At 52.4% G+C, this 17505-nt stretch carries 18 protein-coding genes and 1 pseudogene; 11 read left to right on the top strand and 8 right to left on the bottom strand.

The annotated features are described in order from the left end of the window. Positions 1–13: 13 nt before the first annotated feature. From G8764_RS07925 to G8764_RS07905, 5 genes are all read right to left on the bottom strand, one after another. A complete protein-coding gene (locus tag G8764_RS07925) occupies positions 14–2014 on the bottom strand; it encodes an acetyl-CoA carboxylase biotin carboxylase subunit (RefSeq protein WP_166163888.1) in 2001 nt (666 codons plus the stop codon). A gap of 187 nt (positions 2015–2201) precedes the next feature. Next, on the bottom strand, positions 2202–2999 hold the full coding sequence (locus tag G8764_RS07920) for an enoyl-CoA hydratase/isomerase family protein (RefSeq protein ID WP_166163886.1): 798 nt from the start codon (positions 2997–2999) through the stop codon (positions 2202–2204). Positions 3000–3011: 12 nt separating this feature from the next. Further along, complete coding sequence (locus G8764_RS07915; protein WP_166163884.1) at positions 3012–4619, bottom strand: carboxyl transferase domain-containing protein; 1608 nt, start codon at positions 4617–4619, stop codon at positions 3012–3014. Positions 4620–4653: 34 nt separating this feature from the next. After that, positions 4654–5823, bottom strand: coding sequence for an isovaleryl-CoA dehydrogenase (locus tag G8764_RS07910; protein WP_166163882.1), 1170 nt, complete (start codon positions 5821–5823; stop codon positions 4654–4656). Positions 5824–5872: 49 nt separating this feature from the next. After that, complete coding sequence (locus G8764_RS07905; RefSeq protein ID WP_166163880.1) at positions 5873–6262, bottom strand: MerR family transcriptional regulator; 390 nt, start codon at positions 6260–6262, stop codon at positions 5873–5875. Positions 6263–6479: 217 nt separating this feature from the next. Here G8764_RS07905 and G8764_RS07900 point away from each other — a divergent pair, with 217 nt between their 5' ends. The 8 genes and pseudogenes from G8764_RS07900 to G8764_RS07865 all read left to right on the top strand — a co-directional run bounded on the left by G8764_RS07900 (position 6480) and on the right by G8764_RS07865 (position 11526). Continuing rightward, positions 6480–6908: an RDD family protein gene (locus G8764_RS07900; protein ID WP_166163878.1), complete on the top strand. Its 429-nt coding sequence runs from the start codon at positions 6480–6482 to the stop codon at positions 6906–6908. 299 nt (positions 6909–7207) lie between these two features. Then, positions 7208–8116, top strand: a complete 909-nt coding sequence (locus tag G8764_RS07895) for a hypothetical protein (RefSeq protein ID WP_166163876.1) — start codon at positions 7208–7210, stop codon at positions 8114–8116. Next, on the top strand, positions 8113–8286 hold the full coding sequence (locus G8764_RS07890; RefSeq protein WP_166163874.1) for a hypothetical protein: 174 nt from the start codon (positions 8113–8115) through the stop codon (positions 8284–8286). The genes G8764_RS07895 and G8764_RS07890 overlap by 4 nt, the downstream gene beginning before the upstream one ends. Positions 8287–8471: 185 nt before the next feature. Continuing rightward, positions 8472–8924: a hypothetical protein gene (locus G8764_RS07885; protein WP_207951753.1), complete on the top strand. Its 453-nt coding sequence runs from the start codon at positions 8472–8474 to the stop codon at positions 8922–8924. 71 nt (positions 8925–8995) lie between these two features. Continuing rightward, entirely contained in the window at positions 8996–9559 is a 564-nt protein-coding gene (locus G8764_RS07880) for a hypothetical protein (RefSeq protein ID WP_166163870.1), read from the top strand. Continuing rightward, positions 9560–9811, top strand: a complete 252-nt coding sequence (locus G8764_RS07875; RefSeq protein WP_166163868.1) for a hypothetical protein — start codon at positions 9560–9562, stop codon at positions 9809–9811. Positions 9812–9949: 138 nt separating this feature from the next. Continuing rightward, positions 9950–10621: pseudogene (locus tag G8764_RS07870) on the top strand (transposase); the annotation flags it as partial. Between the two features lie 209 nt (positions 10622–10830). Continuing rightward, positions 10831–11526 (top strand): ion channel, encoded by a 696-nt coding sequence (locus tag G8764_RS07865; RefSeq protein ID WP_166163866.1) that lies wholly within the window; start codon positions 10831–10833, stop codon positions 11524–11526. A gap of 215 nt (positions 11527–11741) precedes the next feature. Here G8764_RS07865 and G8764_RS07860 read toward each other — a convergent pair whose 3' ends face one another. Together G8764_RS07860 and G8764_RS07855 are read right to left on the bottom strand one after the other, a co-directional pair. Further along, a complete protein-coding gene (locus G8764_RS07860; protein WP_243748655.1) occupies positions 11742–12518 on the bottom strand; it encodes a transposase in 777 nt (258 codons plus the stop codon). A 515-nt stretch (positions 12519–13033) separates the two neighbouring features. Further along, on the bottom strand, positions 13034–13801 hold the full coding sequence (locus G8764_RS07855; RefSeq protein WP_243748654.1) for a transposase: 768 nt from the start codon (positions 13799–13801) through the stop codon (positions 13034–13036). Between the two features lie 642 nt (positions 13802–14443). On the opposite strand from G8764_RS07855, the gene G8764_RS07850 reads away from it, so the two are divergent. Both G8764_RS07850 and G8764_RS07845 read left to right on the top strand, forming a co-directional pair. Continuing rightward, a complete protein-coding gene (locus G8764_RS07850; RefSeq protein WP_166163860.1) occupies positions 14444–14677 on the top strand; it encodes a hypothetical protein in 234 nt (77 codons plus the stop codon). A 552-nt stretch (positions 14678–15229) separates the two neighbouring features. Beyond that, a complete protein-coding gene (locus tag G8764_RS07845; protein WP_207951751.1) occupies positions 15230–15811 on the top strand; it encodes a hypothetical protein in 582 nt (193 codons plus the stop codon). Between the two features lie 248 nt (positions 15812–16059). Here G8764_RS07845 and G8764_RS07840 read toward each other — a convergent pair whose 3' ends face one another. Beyond that, positions 16060–16689 carry a hypothetical protein gene (locus G8764_RS07840; protein ID WP_166163856.1) on the bottom strand — a complete coding sequence of 210 codons (630 nt, stop codon included), beginning with the start codon at positions 16687–16689 and terminating at the stop codon, positions 16060–16062. 142 nt (positions 16690–16831) lie between these two features. Between G8764_RS07840 and G8764_RS07835 the strand changes: the two genes are divergently transcribed. Next, complete coding sequence (locus G8764_RS07835) at positions 16832–17464, top strand: carbonic anhydrase family protein (protein ID WP_166163854.1); 633 nt, start codon at positions 16832–16834, stop codon at positions 17462–17464. The last annotated feature ends 41 nt before the right edge of the window (positions 17465–17505 follow it).

The raw sequence follows: 17505 nt of genomic DNA, 5'->3' as shown, positions 1-17505 counted from the left end.
ACTTATTACTGATTTATTCCGCCGCCTTGAACACCAGCAGCTCGGCACCGCCGTCGATCAGGTCACCGGCGGCGTAGAAAAACTCGCTCACTGCGCCGTCGGCCGGGGCCTTGATACGGTACTCCATTTTCATGGCTTCCATGATCAGCAGGGTATCACCCTTTTTCACGGTCTGGCCGGGTTGCACCGACAATTCCACCAGCGTGCCGTTCATGGGCGCGGTGAGGTTGCCGGCGGAGCCGCTGTCTTCGGTATCGAAGTTGGCCACCACCGGCTCGAAATGCAGGGCTTCACGGCCGGTAAACAGGGTAAAGCTGCTGTCGTGGGGCACTACGGTGTAACGCTGGCGGTGACCGTCAATGGTGGCATTGAGCACATTGCCTTGCAACTCTCCTGTAGCACGGGATTGCTGCTCGCCGAAGCGCACGCTGTAGCTATGATCCCCCTGGCGCTGTTCTTCGCAGCGTACCTCAAAGGCCTCGCCCTCGATATTGATCTCCAGCGACTGGCCGTGGGGCTCGTTCAGGCGCCAGCTGTTGGCGCGGTTCCAGGGCGACAGCGGGTCGTCCGGGTTGCTGGCGGCGCGGGCCTGTTGCTGCTGGCGCAGCATCAGGTAGAGGGCGATGGCGGGCAGGTGCCGGCTCTTGTCGGCAGACGCGGCCGGGAACAGCACCTCCCGGTTCTTCTCGATAAAGCCGGTGTCCAGCTCGGCGCTGCGGAAGGCGTCGCTGGCGGCGATGTTGTAGAGCAGCTCCAGGTTGGTGGTGACACCGCTGATGTGGTAGTTGGTGAGGGCATCGGCGAGGCGATTGAGGGCGCGGTAGCGGTTCTCGTCCCAGACGATCAGCTTGGCGATCATGGGGTCGTAGTAGATGCTGACCTCGTCGCCCTGCTGCACGCCGGTGTCCACTCGCACGTGCTGGCTCTCCCCCGGCGGCTGCAGGTAGCGCAGGGTGCCGGTGGCGGGGAGGAAATCGTTGTTCGGGTCTTCGGCGTAGATGCGCACTTCCAGGGCGTGGCCGTGGATGCGCAAATCGGCCTGCTGCAGCGGCAGGGTTTCACCGTAGGCGACCCGCAGCTGCCACTCCACCAGGTCCTGGCGGGTGATCATTTCGGTAACCGGGTGCTCCACCTGCAGGCGGGTGTTCATCTCCATAAAGTAGAAAGAGCCGTCCTCGTCGAACAGGAACTCCACCGTACCGGCGCCGACGTAATCGATGGCCTGGGCGGCGCGCAGGGCGGCCTTGCCCATGGCTTCCCGAATTTCGTCGGGCAGGCCGGGGGCGGGGGCTTCCTCCACCACCTTCTGGTGCCGGCGCTGCAGCGAGCAATCTCGCTCGAACAGGTAGACACCGTTGCCGTGACTGTCGCAAAACACCTGGATCTCCACGTGGCGGGGCCGGGTCAGGTACTTCTCCACCAGCATGATGTCGTCGTTAAAGCTGGACATGGCCTCGCGCTTGGCCGCGGCCAGGGCGGCGTCAAACTCGGAGGGCTCCCACACCTGGCGCATGCCCTTGCCGCCGCCGCCGGCCGCCGCTTTCAACAGCACCGGGTAGCCGATGCGCTGGGCCGCCTGGCGCAGCAGCTCGGTATCCTGGTCGTCGCCGTGGTAGCCGGGTACCAGCGGCACGCCGGCCTCTTCCATAATCTGCTTCGCCGCCGACTTGGAACCCATGGCCTCGATGGCGGAGGCGGGGGGGCCGATAAAGGCGATGCCGTTCTCTTCACAGAGGCGACTAAAGCCGGCGTTTTCTGAGAGAAAACCGTAACCGGGGTGAATGGCCTGGGCGCCGCTGGCGAGGGCGGCGGCCATGATTTTGTCGGTGCGCAGGTAGGATTCCCGCGCCGGCGCCGGGCCGATGTGGATGGCCTCGTCCGCCATCTGCACGTGCAGGGCGTCGCGGTCGGCGTCGGAAAACACGGCCACGGTGCGAACGCCCATGCGCTGTGCAGTTTTAATGACCCGGCAAGCGATTTCGCCGCGATTGGCTATCAGGATTTTGCTAAACATAAGGCAGATGCTCTTCGGTTGTTATTCGGTGCTGTTCTGTTGTTGCTGTGCTTTCGTTGTTCTCTGTAGCGTCCATTTGGCAATTACGAAACTGCTAATTTACTGTCATTCCGGTGTCCCGGACTTACTGGATCCCCGCCTGCGCGGGGATGACAATAAGGATTATTTTTGGACGGACACTAAATAGTTATTCGCCTTCGCCCAACCAGCCCGGCGGGCGCTTTTCCAAAAACGCGCGCAGCCCTTCCTGGCCTTCCGCGGAGGTGCGGATGCTGGCGATGCGCTCGCTGGTGTCGGCGATCAACTGCTCATCCACGGGGCGCCCGGCGATGTCGGTTACCAGTTGCTTGGCGGCGCGCACGGCGGCGGGGCTGTTGTGCAGCAGCGCCTTGACCAGTTCGTCGACCTTCACATCCAGTTGTTCCGCCGTTACCACTTCACTGACGAGCCCCAGTTCCCGCGCCCGCTCGGCGGAAAAGCGCTCGGCGGTGGTGAAGTAGCGACTGGCGGCCCGGGCGCCGATGGCCTGGATCACGTAGGGGGAAATGGTGGCCGGGATCAGGCCGATGCGCACTTCCGACAGACTGAAACTGGCGCGATCACTGGCCACCGCCATATCGCAGCAGCTCACCAGGCCCACCGCGCCGCCGAAGGCCGCACCCTGCACCCGGGCAATGGTGGGCATGGGCAGGGCCTGCAGTTGCTGGAACATGGCCGCCATCAAGCCGGCGTCGCGCTTGTTCTCGGCGTGGCTGTAGTCAGCCATACGCTGCATCCAGCCGAGGTCGGCACCGGCGGAAAAGCTTTTACCGTTGGAGCCTAATACCATCACCCGCACGCCGGGCTGGCCCGACACCGCGGTGAAGGCGGCGCTGAGCTCGGCGATGATGCGGTCGTCGAAGGCGTTGTGGCGCTCCGGGTTGTTGAGGGTGACCCGGGCAATGCCGTTGGCCTCGAAGGCTGTGGTTACACTGTGAGTGGTCATGGCAGTGGTCCTTTACATGCGGAACACGCCGAACCGGGTATCGTCGATTTCCCGGTTCAGGCAGGCGGAGAGAGACAGGCCGAGCACGTCGCGGGTATCGGCGGGGTCGATCACGCCGTCGTCCCAGAGCCGGGCCGAGGCGTAGTAGGGGTGCCCCTCCTCTTCGTACTTGGTCATGATCGGGTCGCGAATGGCGGCCTCGTCGGCGGCGGAGAGCGTCGCGCCCTGTTTTTCCAGCTGGTCTTTCTTCACCTGCACCAGCACCCCGGCGGCCTGCTCGCCACCCATCACTGAAATGCGGGCGTTGGGCCACATAAACATAAAGCGCGGGTCGTAGGCGCGGCCGCACATGCCGTAGTTGCCGGCGCCAAAGGAGCCGCCGATAACCACGGTCAGTTTTGGCACCTGGGCGCAGGCCACCGCGGTGACCATCTTGGCGCCGTGGCGGGCGATGCCCTCGGCTTCGTATTTGCGGCCCACCATAAAGCCGGTGATGTTCTGCAGGAACACCAGCGGAATCTTGCGCTGGGCGCAGAGCTCGATAAAGTGCGCGCCCTTCTGGGCCGACTCGCCAAACAGGATGCCGTTGTTGGCGACAATGCCCACCGGGTAGCCGTGAATGTGGGCGAAGCCGCACACCAGGGTAGTGCCAAACAGGGCCTTGAACTCATCGAATTCGGAGCCGTCCACCACCCGGGCGATGATGTCGTGCACGTCGTAGGGCTGCTTTGAATCGGTGGGAATCACACCGTACAGTTCGCGGGCGTCGTACAGCGGCGGTGCGCCGTCGCCGAGGGTGACCGACATGGGCTTGCGGCGGTTGAGGTTGGCCACCGACTGGCGTGCCAGCTGCAAAGCGTGCTGGTCGTTGAGGGCGTAGTGATCGGCCACACCGGACTGGCGACAGTGCACATCGGCACCGCCCAGTTCTTCCGCGGTCACCACCTCACCGGTGGCCGCCTTCACCAGCGGTGGGCCGCCGAGAAAGATGGTGCCCTGGTTGCGCACGATAATGGACTCATCCGCCATGGCCGGCACATAGGCGCCGCCGGCGGTACAGGAACCCATCACCACCGCGATCTGGGGAATATTGCGGGCCGACATATTGGCCTGGTTGAAAAAGATGCGGCCGAAGTGCTCGCGATCGGGGAATACTTCGTCCTGGCGCGGCAGGTTGGCGCCGCCGGAGTCCACCAGGTAGACACAGGGCAGGTGGTTTTCTTCGGCGATGCGCTGGGCGCGCAGGTGCTTTTTCACCGTCAGCGGGAAGTAGCTGCCGCCTTTGACCGTGGCGTCGTTGGCCACCACCATGCACTCCTGGCCGTTAACGCGACCGATGCCGGTGATAATGCCGGCGGCGGGCACGTGATCGTCGTAGACGTCCAGCGCCGCCAGTTGCGACAGCTCCAAAAACGGCGAGCCCGGGTCGAGCAGCTGGTTGATGCGCTCCCGGGGCAGCAGCTTGCCGCGCGCGGTGTGGCGCTCACAGGCGGCGGCACCGCCACCGGCGCGAATGCCGGCAACCTTGTCGTTGAGGTCATCGACCATCTGTTGTAAGCGCGCGCTGTTGGCTTCGAACTCGGCCGAGCGCGGGTTGAGCGAAGATTTCAAAATCGCCATAAGTTGTTCTCCAAAATCGGGTCGGGGCCAGTCGTTAGGCGGTGGCGTTAAACAGTTCGCGGCCGATCAGCATGCGGCGGATCTCCGACGTGCCGGCGCCGATCTCATAGAGCTTGGCATCGCGCAGCAGGCGCCCGGTGGGGAACTCGTTGATATAGCCGTTGCCGCCCAGCAACTGGATCGCATCCAGCGCCATCTTGGTGGCCAGCTCGGCGGTGTAGAGAATCACTGCGGCGGCGTCCTTGCGCGACTCCTCGCCGCGGTCGCAGGCGGCGGCCACTGCGTAGAGGTAAGCGCGGCTGGCGTTGAGGCCGGTGTACATATCCGCCACCTTGCCCTGCACCAGCTGGAACTCGCCGATGGACTTGCCGAACTGCTGGCGATCGTGAATGTAGGGGATCACGATATCGAGGCAGCTCTGCATAATGCCCACCGGGCCGCCGGAGAGCACGGTGCGCTCAAAGTCGAGGCCGGACATCAATACCGCCACGCCGCGGCCTTCACCGCCGAGGATGTTTTCCGCCGGTACCTTGCAGTCCTGGAACACCAGTTCGCAGGTGTTGGAGCCGCGCATGCCCAGCTTGTCGAGCTTCTGCTGGCGGCTGAAACCGGGGAAGTCCCGCTCCACGATAAACGCAGTGATGCCCTTGGAGCCGCCCTTGACGTCGGTCTTGGCGTAGATCACGTAGGTGTGGGCGTCGGGGCCGTTGGTGATCCACATCTTGTTGCCGTTGAGCACGTAGTGGTCGCCCTGCTTGTCGGCGCGCAACTTCATGCTCACCACATCGGAGCCGGCGTTGGGCTCGGACATGGCCAGCGCACCCACGTGTTCACCGGAGCACAGCTTGGGCAGGTACTTGGCGCGCTGGGCATCGTTGCCGTTCTTGAAGATCTGGTTGACGCACAGGTTGGAGTGGGCGCCGTACGACAGGCCCACCGAGGCGGAGGCGCGGGAGATCTCTTCCATGGCAATCACGTGGGCCAGGTAACCCATGGCGCTGCCGCCGTACTGCTCGTCCACGGTGACACCCAGCAGGCCCATGTCGCCAAACTTGCGCCACAGGTCCATGGGGAACTCGTTGTTCTTGTCGATCTCGGCGGCGCGGGGGGCGATTTCCGCCTCGGCAAACTGGCGCACGGAGTCGCGCAGCATGTCCATGTCTTCGCCGAGGTTAAAGTTGAGGGATGCGTAGCTCAGGCTCATCGGGGGTATCTCCTGCTGTTTATTGTAAGTAGTCAGATTAGGGGGCGGATCAATCGGTACTGGCTTTGGCTTTGTCGAGCGCCTCAAGGCAGCCCTGTTCGGCTTCATCGAGGTCGCGCATTAATTTGCGGATATCGTCCAGTTGCGCTTTCAGCTTGGCCCGCTGGGCGTGGATGCGGTCCAGCAGGCGCTGCAACTGCTCCACGTTGCCGTGCTCCGGGTCGTACATCTCGACGATGGCGCGGCTCTCCTCCAGGGTGAAGCCCAGGCGCTTGCCGCGCAGGATCAGCTTCAGGCGGGTGCGGTCGGCGGCACTGTAGATGCGGTTCTGGCCGCTGCGCCGGGGGCTCAGCAGGCCGATCTCTTCGTAGTGGCGAATGGTGCGGGTGGTGACCGCGAACTCCTTGGCCAGCTCGGAGATAGTGAATGTCTTGCTCATGGGGCGTGACTCTCGGGCATTTATTAGGGGCGCCGGTTGGCTATATTTGAGTCAACTTTAACTGACGTTTACGTTAACGTCAACTAGAGGTGGTTTGACTTGGGGTGAAGTGTGGCTGTGGCCGGCCTCCGGCCAACTCAATCCGCAGCCACTTCGCGGCGCTGGTGGCGGTGGCAAAAACCGGCTATAAGGTAAGCAGCAACGGCAAGGAGTTTTTATGAACAACATGGAATACGCAGGCTTTTGGGTGCGAACAGGGGCGGCGTTGATCGATACGCTGTTGATGCTGCTGGTGGTAGTGCCAGCCCTGTCGATGATCTACGGCCAGGACTACTGGGTGGATGAATCGATGTTCTTTGGCTTCTGGGATTTGATGCTGAACTATATAGTGCCGGCGGCGGTGGTCATTCTGTTCTGGGTGTACAAGTCGGCGACGCCCGGCAAGATGATTTTGAAGCTGCGTATTGTAGATGCGGATACCGGCGCCAGGCCCAGCAACGGGCAGTTTGTTGGGCGGTACTTTGGATATTACGTTTCTACCATTCCCCTGTTGCTCGGCATCTTTTGGGTGGCCTTCGACAAGCGCAAGCAGGGCTGGCATGACAAGTTGGCGGGTACGGTTGTGGTTAGGGTGGGGCAGGAGTGACAGGGTGGTTTGTGGTGGCGTTTGTGGTGACGGAATGTTGCCTTGGGAAGGGGATTAGAGTTTAATTCCGGGGTTGGGGGAAATAGTGGTGCCGGTGTGGCATCGTCATTGGGGTATCTGTTGCTTTGATGAGCCACGGAGAGGTGGTCTTTTGTTTGTATAATTTCCTTTGGTTGAGTTTTTGGTGCAAATATTCAGGGCTTCTGGCCGGCTTAATGGAGTTCGGGCTATTGAGGCCGCGGGCCTCATAAGCGAGCTGTTCGAGCTGTTAGAAATCAGAAGTGGCATAGGAGCCAAATTTGAAGAAGTTTTTATATACGGTGTTCGTGAACAATCGAGTTGTAAAAGCTCTCAATCACCATTTTTTGGGTATATTTATACCACCTCTGATAGGTCTTTATTACGGAACCCTTGATATATGGGGAGATGATTGGGCGTGGATAAGCGAAAAGAAAGGCCTTCATGAATTAATATTTTCCGTATTTGCAACATTTACTATATTGGTCTTATTTTTGAAGGCTATATCAGAAGCAGCCAAAGGCGAGATTGACAAGCAATACGCTAAACTGATGGAAGCCATGCTGCTTTTCTTTAACACATTAGTTAAAAAGAAAAGAGATCGATTTTTCAATAAAGCAAAGCACTTGAAGCCAAACAGTGATGTATTTAGGTTGATTACTCAACCCAAAGATCAACTAGAGCACGTACTCGATGGCACAAAAAGTTTTCTAATTAACGGTCTAGCCATAGATCCAAAAAATATCGGTATCACGATTATACAGGGTGACATAACAACTAATAAATGGTGGTATGAATTAAAGTGTGACACCCAAAAACAACATACCAAAGCACGAGATCTTATGGCTGGAAAATCAACTGCGTCTTATTGTTTTGAAAGTGGTGACAGCATTTTCATACCTGATATTCGGAAGGGCATTAAAGAGGGTGTATTTTTTCAGTCAGATAGGTCCTCGAAAGCCGGAGTAGGATCAATCTTTTGTAAACCTGTCAGAATTACTGTCAATAGTCAAGAATACGTCTATATTTTTACTATTGCAGTATTTGGCCAAAATGTGTGTGCGCCGTACGATGAAGAAGAGTGTCGCGCATGTGAAAAGATATTAGATGAAATCGCTGATCGCGTTGAGCTAGAGCTCTACCTACATTCATTAAAGCAGTATCGTGAAAAAGGAGGAAAAGCCGCATGAGAAAGATATTGATGAGTGAGAAAGGAGAATTTAAAAAGCAAGGCAAGGCCGATTACGTAAGATCCACAGCTGTAAAAATGATGGCATCGGTAATTAAGAAGCAAGAGAAATCCAGCGAGGATTCAGAGGTGGTGATTTCTAACAAGGCGTTGCACCGGACAAGCCGGTGAGCGCTGAGTTAGCTGCATAAATGAAACGCCCGCCAATCTACCAATATTCTCTAGTAATGCGCGAAATTAAGCGCCGAATGGAGGTCGTCGACTTTTTTCTGTCTCGCAAGGGTCATGCCCTCTATCAGCCGACCACTATAGAGTCCCTATGCCTTCAGTTCAGGAAGATCCTAGAGCTAATCGCAATGGCTTCTTTGGTCGCGAATAAGAAGGAATATGCAAGGGTGCATAAGAACTTTCAACGGCACTGGAATGCCGAACTCCTTCTAAGAGACCTTGAAAGGGTGAACCCCAAGTTTTACCCAAACCCGATCAAAGAGGCTCCCTCCAACAATCCCGTAGTCAAAACAGAGCAAGAAGATTTGAAAGAGGGGTTTCTTAATAAAAAAGACTTCATCAAGGTTTATAAAAAGTGCGGCGCAATGCTTCACGCAGACAACCCTCTGGGCTGTCAAAGCAGCTACAAGTACTATGAAAACGCATTTCCTGATTGGCGCGCCAAGATTGTCGCTCTGTTGAACTGCCACACCGTTCGTCTTGTCGGGTTCGATGGTTTCTGGCTAATCCACATGAAGGAAGATGCTGACGATGAGGTCCATTATTATGAATTCAACCTGGTCGAGCCACAAAGCAGCTAACAAGTAGGTCAAGTTCACTCCGGGCCTTCGGCCCTGCGCGGGACGTTTGCACTACAAACTGAGGTCCATCTATGAGCAGAGACGGAAGTGACTGGGATTATATCAATGAGCATATGGGTGGTCATGATGAAGTTGGTTTGCCCAATTTTATGAGCGAATCTGGGTTTTCGGAAGATTATTTAGAAGCTGGTGATAAATCACAAGTATTCGAGACTTGGGAAGAAGCTATAGCTTGGTGCAGAAGAAACCCTGGAGAAATAATTACCAGGGCGCCGGACGGGCAAAAATTCGTGGTAAAGAAAAAACATATTCAAAAAAAATATTGGCAGGGAAATAAGCGCACAGCATCAAAAAACATTGCAAATGCTAGAGATTTTTTTGAAAGAATTCGGTACCGCAGGGTTGGCCATCTTAATATCGAATCACTTAGACGAGAGCTCAACCAACTAAGTATTTCTGAGCTACAATCGCTGATACCCTTGCTTGGTGTAGAAGTAAAGAGTTGTTACGACGCAATTGATAGATGTAGGTTTTACAAAAAAGGAGGCCGAAATGAATCTTTACAGGCCCGAGATATGGAAACTATGCTTGCGGAAGTAAAGCAGCTCGTCGCTCATTGGACACCGGAGAATTAAATGTTGTACGAATTAAGAATAATTTCAATCACTGATTCTGAAACATCAAAAGATGAATATGACTTCGTGGTTAATGACTTAATCGTAACCCTTGCGGACAGGTTAGCGTTAAAGGAGGCGCCTATCATTAAGGAGGCAGATATAATCATATTCAACTGTGATCTGTATGAAAAAGAGATTAAGAAAAACATGAAAGATGTATTTTTTCATCACTCTGATGTCCTTAGGTTTGTTAGTCTCGACAAGTGCTAACAAGTCAAAGCAGTAACGACACTTCGTGACTGGACGGGCGTACCGCGCGCCGCTGCTTTGGGGCGTTGAGGCTGTAGAAAAACCTCTGTAATCAGGTAATTTTTGTTAGAATAGGGCCATCGCATAAGGAGCTGTGCAATGCCAAAGTTCAAGCCCTACGACTACAGCCAAACCTCCATGGTTGTCATCAATTATGAAGATCAGTTGCAGCCTGGCACTTTCGAACACGCAATACACCACCTGATAGACAAGAAGCTCGACCTCTCCATTTTCTACCCTCACTACCAGAACGACGATACCGGTCGCCCCGCGTACGATCCGGCCATTCTTCTTAAGATTGTCCTGTTCGCCTATTCCAGAGGGATTACATCAAGCCGTGAGATTGAGTGGTGCTGTGAGAGCAATATTATCTTTAAGGCGCTGTCTTGCGATACCGTACCTCACTTCACAATCATAGCCAGTTTTGTCAGCAGCTATCCAAAAGCCATTGAAGAATTGTTCGAACGGATTCTGCTGGTGTACGATCAACAGGGCTTATTCGGCAAGGTGCTCTTCGCTATCGATGACGGATGTCCGCCCCGATGTAAGATGTCCTCCAATGCTGCCAAGGAGTGGTCCGGCACACTGAAGGAGTTGGGCCAAAAGCGCGACAAGTTAAAACGCCAGATCCGTTATTGCCTGAAAGAACACAGGAGGATCAATAAGGCCAACCCTGACAATGAAGATCGCATCAGGCGCTCGAAGCAAACCATTAAAACCCTGGACAAGGCTTTTGACAAAGTAGACCAGTTCCTAAAGACGGCAACCCCAGGGCAGGTTTTTGCTCCTGCAAAACCTGCGTAAGTCGTATGGACGGGGTGATGATTTGTGACTGCAGATTGAAGCCTGTCAATTGAATAATCGACAGTATTGGTGGGAGGGCTGATTTTTTAGTTACTTGCATCATTCTGGTGATATCGTCGGTATATTGGAAATCTGTGACTTGGCAGCGCAGATATAAATGTTAGCTCAGGATTGCTATGGATGAACTACGTAGGATTTACGCAAAGAACCTGTTTTTTACTGGGTGCGTAATCTGTATTGGCTTCATATCCCCCTACACGGAAAATACCTCACTAGCCGCATATCTGCTGGTTGTCCTAGTGTTAGCTCTGTACGGCTATATTGGGAAGCTTCTTATGAGCATCGTCTCGGTTTTGGGTAAGCCGAAATCGTCGATGCATGAGCTAAAGTTTTTGGTCATCACTCTGGCTACCACATGTGCTAGCGGATACTTCTATATAGGGATCATAGATCCAGGCGAGAAGATGATCTCAGGCTTGCGGGAAATCGGACCGATTGAGCAGTATCAGATATATACACTTGATGGCTGTTTCACCTACTTTCAAGACTTAATTCACACATACTTAAACAGCTTGTACTATTCAATTGTTGTGATGGCTACGCTAGGAGATTCTAACATTGTTGCCGAGGGCGGATTCACTAGAATCGTGGTAGCGTTCGAAGTGGGAACAGCGCTTACACTCACCGTCTTCACGTTGGGAGAGTACTACAGCGGGCAGTCGTCTCTTCATTCAAAAGCTGCGGAGAATCGCATTATAGAAAAAATAGATGAACTTGATCCGAGCTACATCTGTGGTTCAAGTGCAGGTATTTTTAAAAGAGTATTTAAGCTAACAAAACTGTGCAGCCGACACAGAAAGGCGCGCGGCTGACATTGGCGTTATGTCCGTCTTGCTCTCGCTAAATAACAAGGAAATAACAAGGACAGGCACCGAACAACCACGACCCTTAAAAGGCTGATTTGCAAGATGGGCTACGGAGTTATGGGTGTTGGATGATTAAGCTGAAATCAATTTGCATAAATTATTACGCCAAATACTGAATTTCAGATACAGCAAATCAGGGAAAGAGCATAGCAAGAATCAAATCAGGCGGATTTCCGAAATTGTCGGTGCACGATCTTTTCAAAATACTGACTATTGACCAGCCATTGCTCTATGGGAATATTCAGCCGGGCGAGAATCGGTGGAAGTCTGTTTGGAATAAAGCCTGTTTTATCATCCCGAATCGCTCGACCGGTCCAGTCGACCAGTTGCAGATAGTCGCTTAACGAGTAGGGGATTTCTGTTTGTGGTTCAGGCTTAACTGTATCTTCGAAGCCCAGGAGTGGTTTAATGGGAAGGTTGAATTTGGCGGTCAGGTTCTGATCCTTGATTGCCTCCGCCAGGTTAAAGGCGGGTTGGATGCGCTCCTTGACGCTGGTGTGATCGGAAGACTCCGGAGTTCTGGCCATACCGGCCCGAATGGGATTAAGATCCACATAAGCCATGCAGGAAATCAGGGCCTCTTCGGTGAGCAGTGCCTGGGATTTAAAGCGGGATTCCCAAAAGTGCCCGGTGCAGTTGTCCTCGGCATTGGCGATCCTTGCGATGGGTTCATTTAACAGCTTCATGAACCAGCTCAAACTCTGCAAACGCTGGCGCCAGATTTCGATAACGCTCGAAACGGTATCTCTTTCTGCGGGTGTCAGAGCTTCGCCTTGGTGATGACGTTGAATCAGCAGGGGGCCTTTATACAGTGTCAGCCAGCGATCCATCACGTCCTGTTCCGACCAGTCCTCAGAACTGCCGAGCTTGACGACTACATGGTAGTGATTACTCAAAACCGCATAGCTGCAGATGTCGATGGCAAACAAGGAGCTCAATAAGCGAATTCGGTTTTCAATCCACTGCCTTCGGTGTTCGAAGCACTGGCCGGTGACCGTATCTCTACCACAGAGATACGCCCGCCTTACACAGCGGGACACGCAGTGGTAGTAAGGTGTATCCACAGGTGATACAAGCTGCTTTCTTGGTCGAGTCATAGACTTTGGTTCTGGGCGGCAATGAGAGGATTAATAAAACTACGCTCCTTGATGGTTTTTCAAGCCATTTTTCGCAGAGCCTAATTAAATAGCAGTAAAATAACAAGGACAGGCACCGAACAACGATGGCCCTTAAAAAGCTGAATTACAAAATAGACTGCGGAGTTATGGGTGTTGGGTTAAAATAACAAGGACAGGCACCGAACAACGATGGCCCTTAAAAAGCTGAATTACAAAATAGACTGCGGAGTTATGGGTGTTGGGTGATTAAGCTAAAAGCAATTAACATAAATTATTACGCCATATCCTGAATTTCAGATACACGAAATCAGGGAAAGAGCATTGCAAGAATCCAATCAGGCGGATTTCCGAAATCGTCGGTGCACGATCTTTTCAAAATGCTGACTGTTGATCAGCCATTGCTCTATGGGAATATTCAGCCGGGTAAGAATCGGTGGTAGTCCGTTTGGAATAAAGCCTGTTTTATCATTCCGAATCGCTCGACCGGTCCAGTCGACCAGTTGCAGATAATCGCTTAACGAGAAAGGAATACCTTTTTGTATTTCAGGTTTAACCGTATCTTCGAAGTATAGGAGTGGTTTAATGGGAAGGTTGAGCTCAGTGGCCAGGTTCTGATCCTTGATTGCCTCCGCCAAGCTAAAGGCGGGTTGGATGCGCTCCTTGATGCTGGTGTGATCGGAGGATTCCGGAGTTCTGGCCATACCGGCCCGAATGGGATTAAGATCCACATAGGCCATGCAGGAAATCAGGGCCTCTTCGGTGAGCAGCGCCTGGGATTTAAAGCGGGATTCCCAAAAGTGCCCGGTGCAGTTATCCTCGGCATTGGCCATCCTTGCGATTGGTTCATTTAACAACTTCATGAACCAACTCAAACTCTGCAAACGCTGGCGCCAGATTTCGATAATGCTCGAAACGGTATCTCTTTCTGCAGGTGTCAGAGCTTCGCCTTGGTGATGGCGTTGAATCAGCAGGGGGCCTTTATACAGCGTCAGCCAGCGATTTATCACATCCTGTTCCGACCAGTCCTCAGAACTGCCGAGCTTGACTACTACATGGTAGTGATTACTCAAAACCGCATAGCTGCAGATGTCGATGGCAAACAAGGAGCTCAATAAGCGAATTCGGTTTTCAATCCACTGCCTACGGTGCTCGTAGCACTGGCCGGTGACCGCATCTCTACCACAGAGATATGCTCGCCTTACACAGCGGGACACGCAGTGGTAGTAAGGTGTATCCACAGGTGATACAAGCTGCTTTCTTGGTCGAGTCATAGACTTTGGTTCTGGGCGGTAATGAGAGGATTAATAAAACTACGCTCCTTGATGGTTTTTCAAGCCATTTTTCGCGGAGCTTAACCAAAAAGCGGCAGGGAAATGCTAGAATTCATGCGTTGGTATGGCTGGGGCGTGCCTGTCCTTGAGCATGTGTGTCCCGAGCATGTGGCTTTCCAATCCGAGGCGAGCTGCGAAACCACCGTGGACAATTTCCGTGAAATGCGCTTAGATACAATGAACCAGCCGATACTGCCACAGGGGGAACAGGAAAGCGTGAGCAGATACAGGATGATAAAAGGACGACTTTGACCGTGAACGAACCTGGTTCCCCTGCATTGTCCAAAACAATCCCCTTAATAAATGCAGTTACCGACAAGCGACTCAGATCAACAGACGCTTATACGTCCTGATGATGCAAGCCGAATAAACGCTAAGCTGCTATATAATTGAAATCACCCATGGAGGTTGAATATGCCCCTGCCTGTTGTACCCATCGGAATACTTTGGATAATTGGTGCTGCCGCCGCCATCGGCGTTCTTGGCGGTTTAGTTACATTTTTCGTCACAAAAGAAGGCACTGCAGCGATTTTGTTCGTTCTGGTCTTGGTGATAGTTGTTCTAGCAATTCCATTTTTGCCAAACAGATATGCTTGGGTCAGAGAATTGAAACGAAAATTAAGATATCTCTTAGATGAAGAAAAATAGAAACGAATACGCCACCGGTCTCTTATTTTGCTCATGCTTTCTTTTACAGGGTTGCTCACCAAATGAAGAGGAGCTATGGGGTCTTGGGTCAATTGTATTTCTAGTTTTTGTAATAATCATCCTTCTGAATAGCATTGCTCCTCGAATTCAGGAAGCCCCAAAATTGAAAAGGCTTGTCGTAAAACTTGAGCTTTTCTCAGAAAAGACTTGGCCATTCATCTTGCTCATGGCAATAGTGTCAATCTTATACGGCACATATTCAATAGCAAGCAATGGCGTTGGATCTATACAGAATCTTTTTATATTTGTGGGAGTGGTTATTCTTTACATGGCAGCAAACCTGAGGGGTTGGGCCAGATCGAAAGAGACACTTAAAAAGCGCGATCACCTTCGAAAGATTGGGCTCAGTGTAAGCTTTCTAGTAATTTTTGGTTATTTACTTGTCGGTGCACCAAATCTCAGTCTATGAACAAAAAGCGAATAACAAATAACAAGGACAGGCACCGAACAACAAATGCTTTGTTGATATGTTGGTAGATTTGGCAGGAGGGTATGATGGACAAGTTAACCTTCGTTTCAGAAATTGTTAAAGCGATTGCCTGGCCCGTTTCTGCGGTTATTGCGATGCTGATATTGCGAAAGCCTATTGTTGAACTTGTTCCACTAATGAAAAAGATTAAATATAAGGAGATTGAGCTAGAATTTTCTCGTGATTTAATGAATTTAAAGGCAGAAGTACAGCTAAGCAGCACAAAAGAAATGATCAAGGAAGAGGATATTGAAAGGGATGCACGGATGCAAAACGTACTGTCTTTATCAACCCGTTCAGCGATAATGGAGGCATGGTTGGAGCTGGAAGCATCCGCCATAGAAGCTGCCGTTTCACTATGGGACGATTCTCCAACAAACGCTTTACGGAATATGCATATAATTGGAGAGTCACTGGTCCGCAATGGTGTTTTAGATAGTCAACAGTTAAAAATATTTAATAAATTGCGAGAGCTACGTAATAAATCAGCTCACGTTGCTGAGTTGTACTTAAGTGAAAGCGACGCAAAAGAATACATAAAAATGGCTCGTAACTTATCTAGTCATATAAAAAATAATGTTAAAAATAACAAACAAAACAAATAACAAGGACAGGCATCGAGCAACGATGGCCCTTAAAGCACTGATTTACAAGATGGACTACGGAGTAAAAGGTTTTGGGTAGTTAAGCTGAAATCGATTTGCATAAATTATTACGCCAAATACTGAATTTCAGATACAGCAAAGCAGGGAAAGAGCATTGCAAGAATCAAATCAGGCGGATTTCCGAAATCGTCGGTGCACGATCTTTTCAAAATGCTGACTGTTGACCAGCCATTGCTCTCTGGGAATATTCAGCCGGGTAAGAATCGGTGGCAGTCTGTTTGGAATAAAGCCTGTTTTCCATCCCGAATCGCTCGACCGGTCCAGTCTACCAGTTGCAGATAGTCGCTTAACGATAAGGGAGTTCCTGTTTGGGTTTCAGATTTAACCGTATCTTCGAAGCCCAAGAGTGGTTTAATGGGAAGGTTAAATTTGGCGGTCAGGTTCTGATCCTTGATTGCCTCCGCCAGCTTAAAGGCGGGTTGGATGCGCTCCTTGACGCTGGTGTGATCGGAGGATTCCGGAGTTCTGGCCATACCGGCCCGAATGGGATTTAGATCCACATAGGCCATGCAGGAAATCAGGGCCTCTTCTGTGAGTAGCGCCTGGGATTTAAAGCGGGATTCCCAAAAGTGCCCAGTGCAGTGGTCCTCGGCATTGACCATCCTTGCGATGGGTTCATTTAACAGCTTCATGAACCAGCTCAAACTCTGCACACGCTGGCGCCAGACTTCGATAATGCTCCAAACGGTATCTCTATCTACGGGTGTCAGTATGGTTGGGGCGTGCCTGTCATCGAGCATGTTGGTTTTAAGTTTTGCTTCATGCTCTTCGGAAACATGGCAAATGAAAGGCCTGACCCCAAGCTCGTTATTATCCAACCCGCAAATGCAAATTTCACCCGCGCCTCGCCCGGGGGTATAATAGAACCAGTTCGACAGCGTGTGGCAACAACCCCGCGTCGTTGACTTAATACTAATCCATAGGATTGCAATCACGGCATTTGACAACCCGGGACATAATATGAAGACCTTAACCAAAGAAATGCAAAACTCGATTACACCTGAAGGCGCTTTGGAGTTGCTGAAGGACGGCAACAAACGCTTTATGAACAACCTCAAAGCCAACCGCAACCTGCTGCAGCAGGCCAATGAGACGTCAGATGGACAGCACCCGTTTGCCATCGTGCTGAGCTGCATCGATTCGAGAACATCGGCCGAGTTGATTTTTGACCAGGGCCTTGGCGACATCTTCAGCGTCCGTATTGCTGGCAATATCATCAACGAAGACATCCTGGGCAGTATGGAATTTGCCTGCAAAGTGGCCGGTTCAAAGATTATTGCTGTATTGGGCCACAGCGGTTGTGGCGCGGTCAAAGGCGCGTGCGATCACGTCGAGATGGGCAATCTAACGGCCCTGCTGTCCAAGATTCGGCCCGCCGTCGATGATGAAAAGAGCGTGATAGAAAATCGTACCTCTCAGAACAGCGAGTTTGTCGATAAGGTCACCCTGCTGAACGTCAAACGAACCATGAAGAGCATCATGCAACGCAGCACGATACTAAAAGAAATGGTTGATAAAAACGAGATAATGCTGGTAGGCGGCATTCACGAGCTGTCGACTGGCGAAGTCACGTTTTACACAGATCTCACCTGACGGGCCGGAAAACCACGCGTGTTGCATGGCGTCAGCCAGGC

The sequence above is a fragment of the Pseudomaricurvus alcaniphilus genome (assembly GCF_011440395.1).
GTDB classification, from domain to species: domain Bacteria; phylum Pseudomonadota; class Gammaproteobacteria; order Pseudomonadales; family Cellvibrionaceae; genus Pseudomaricurvus; species Pseudomaricurvus alcaniphilus.
This window is presented reverse-complemented; position numbering and strand designations above follow the sequence as displayed.

Coding starts and splice junctions, on each gene's coding strand:
- G8764_RS07900 (WP_166163878.1), top strand. CDS start 6,480: ATGAACAACATGGAATACGCAGGCTTTTGGGTGCGAACAGGGGCGGCG.
- G8764_RS07920 (WP_166163886.1), bottom strand. CDS start 2,999: ATGACCACTCACAGTGTAACCACAGCCTTCGAGGCCAACGGCATTGCC.
- G8764_RS07915 (WP_166163884.1), bottom strand. CDS start 4,619: ATGGCGATTTTGAAATCTTCGCTCAACCCGCGCTCGGCCGAGTTCGAA.
- G8764_RS07865 (WP_166163866.1), top strand. CDS start 10,831: ATGGATGAACTACGTAGGATTTACGCAAAGAACCTGTTTTTTACTGGG.
- G8764_RS07880 (WP_166163870.1), top strand. CDS start 8,996: ATGAGCAGAGACGGAAGTGACTGGGATTATATCAATGAGCATATGGGT.
- G8764_RS07885 (WP_207951753.1), top strand. CDS start 8,472: ATGGCTTCTTTGGTCGCGAATAAGAAGGAATATGCAAGGGTGCATAAG.
- G8764_RS07925 (WP_166163888.1), bottom strand. CDS start 2,014: ATGTTTAGCAAAATCCTGATAGCCAATCGCGGCGAAATCGCTTGCCGG.
- G8764_RS07845 (WP_207951751.1), top strand. CDS start 15,230: ATGATGGACAAGTTAACCTTCGTTTCAGAAATTGTTAAAGCGATTGCC.
- G8764_RS07890 (WP_166163874.1), top strand. CDS start 8,113: ATGAGAAAGATATTGATGAGTGAGAAAGGAGAATTTAAAAAGCAAGGC.
- G8764_RS07910 (WP_166163882.1), bottom strand. CDS start 5,823: ATGAGCCTGAGCTACGCATCCCTCAACTTTAACCTCGGCGAAGACATG.
- G8764_RS07850 (WP_166163860.1), top strand. CDS start 14,444: ATGCCCCTGCCTGTTGTACCCATCGGAATACTTTGGATAATTGGTGCT.
- G8764_RS07835 (WP_166163854.1), top strand. CDS start 16,832: ATGAAGACCTTAACCAAAGAAATGCAAAACTCGATTACACCTGAAGGC.
- G8764_RS07875 (WP_166163868.1), top strand. CDS start 9,560: ATGTTGTACGAATTAAGAATAATTTCAATCACTGATTCTGAAACATCA.
- G8764_RS07905 (WP_166163880.1), bottom strand. CDS start 6,262: ATGAGCAAGACATTCACTATCTCCGAGCTGGCCAAGGAGTTCGCGGTC.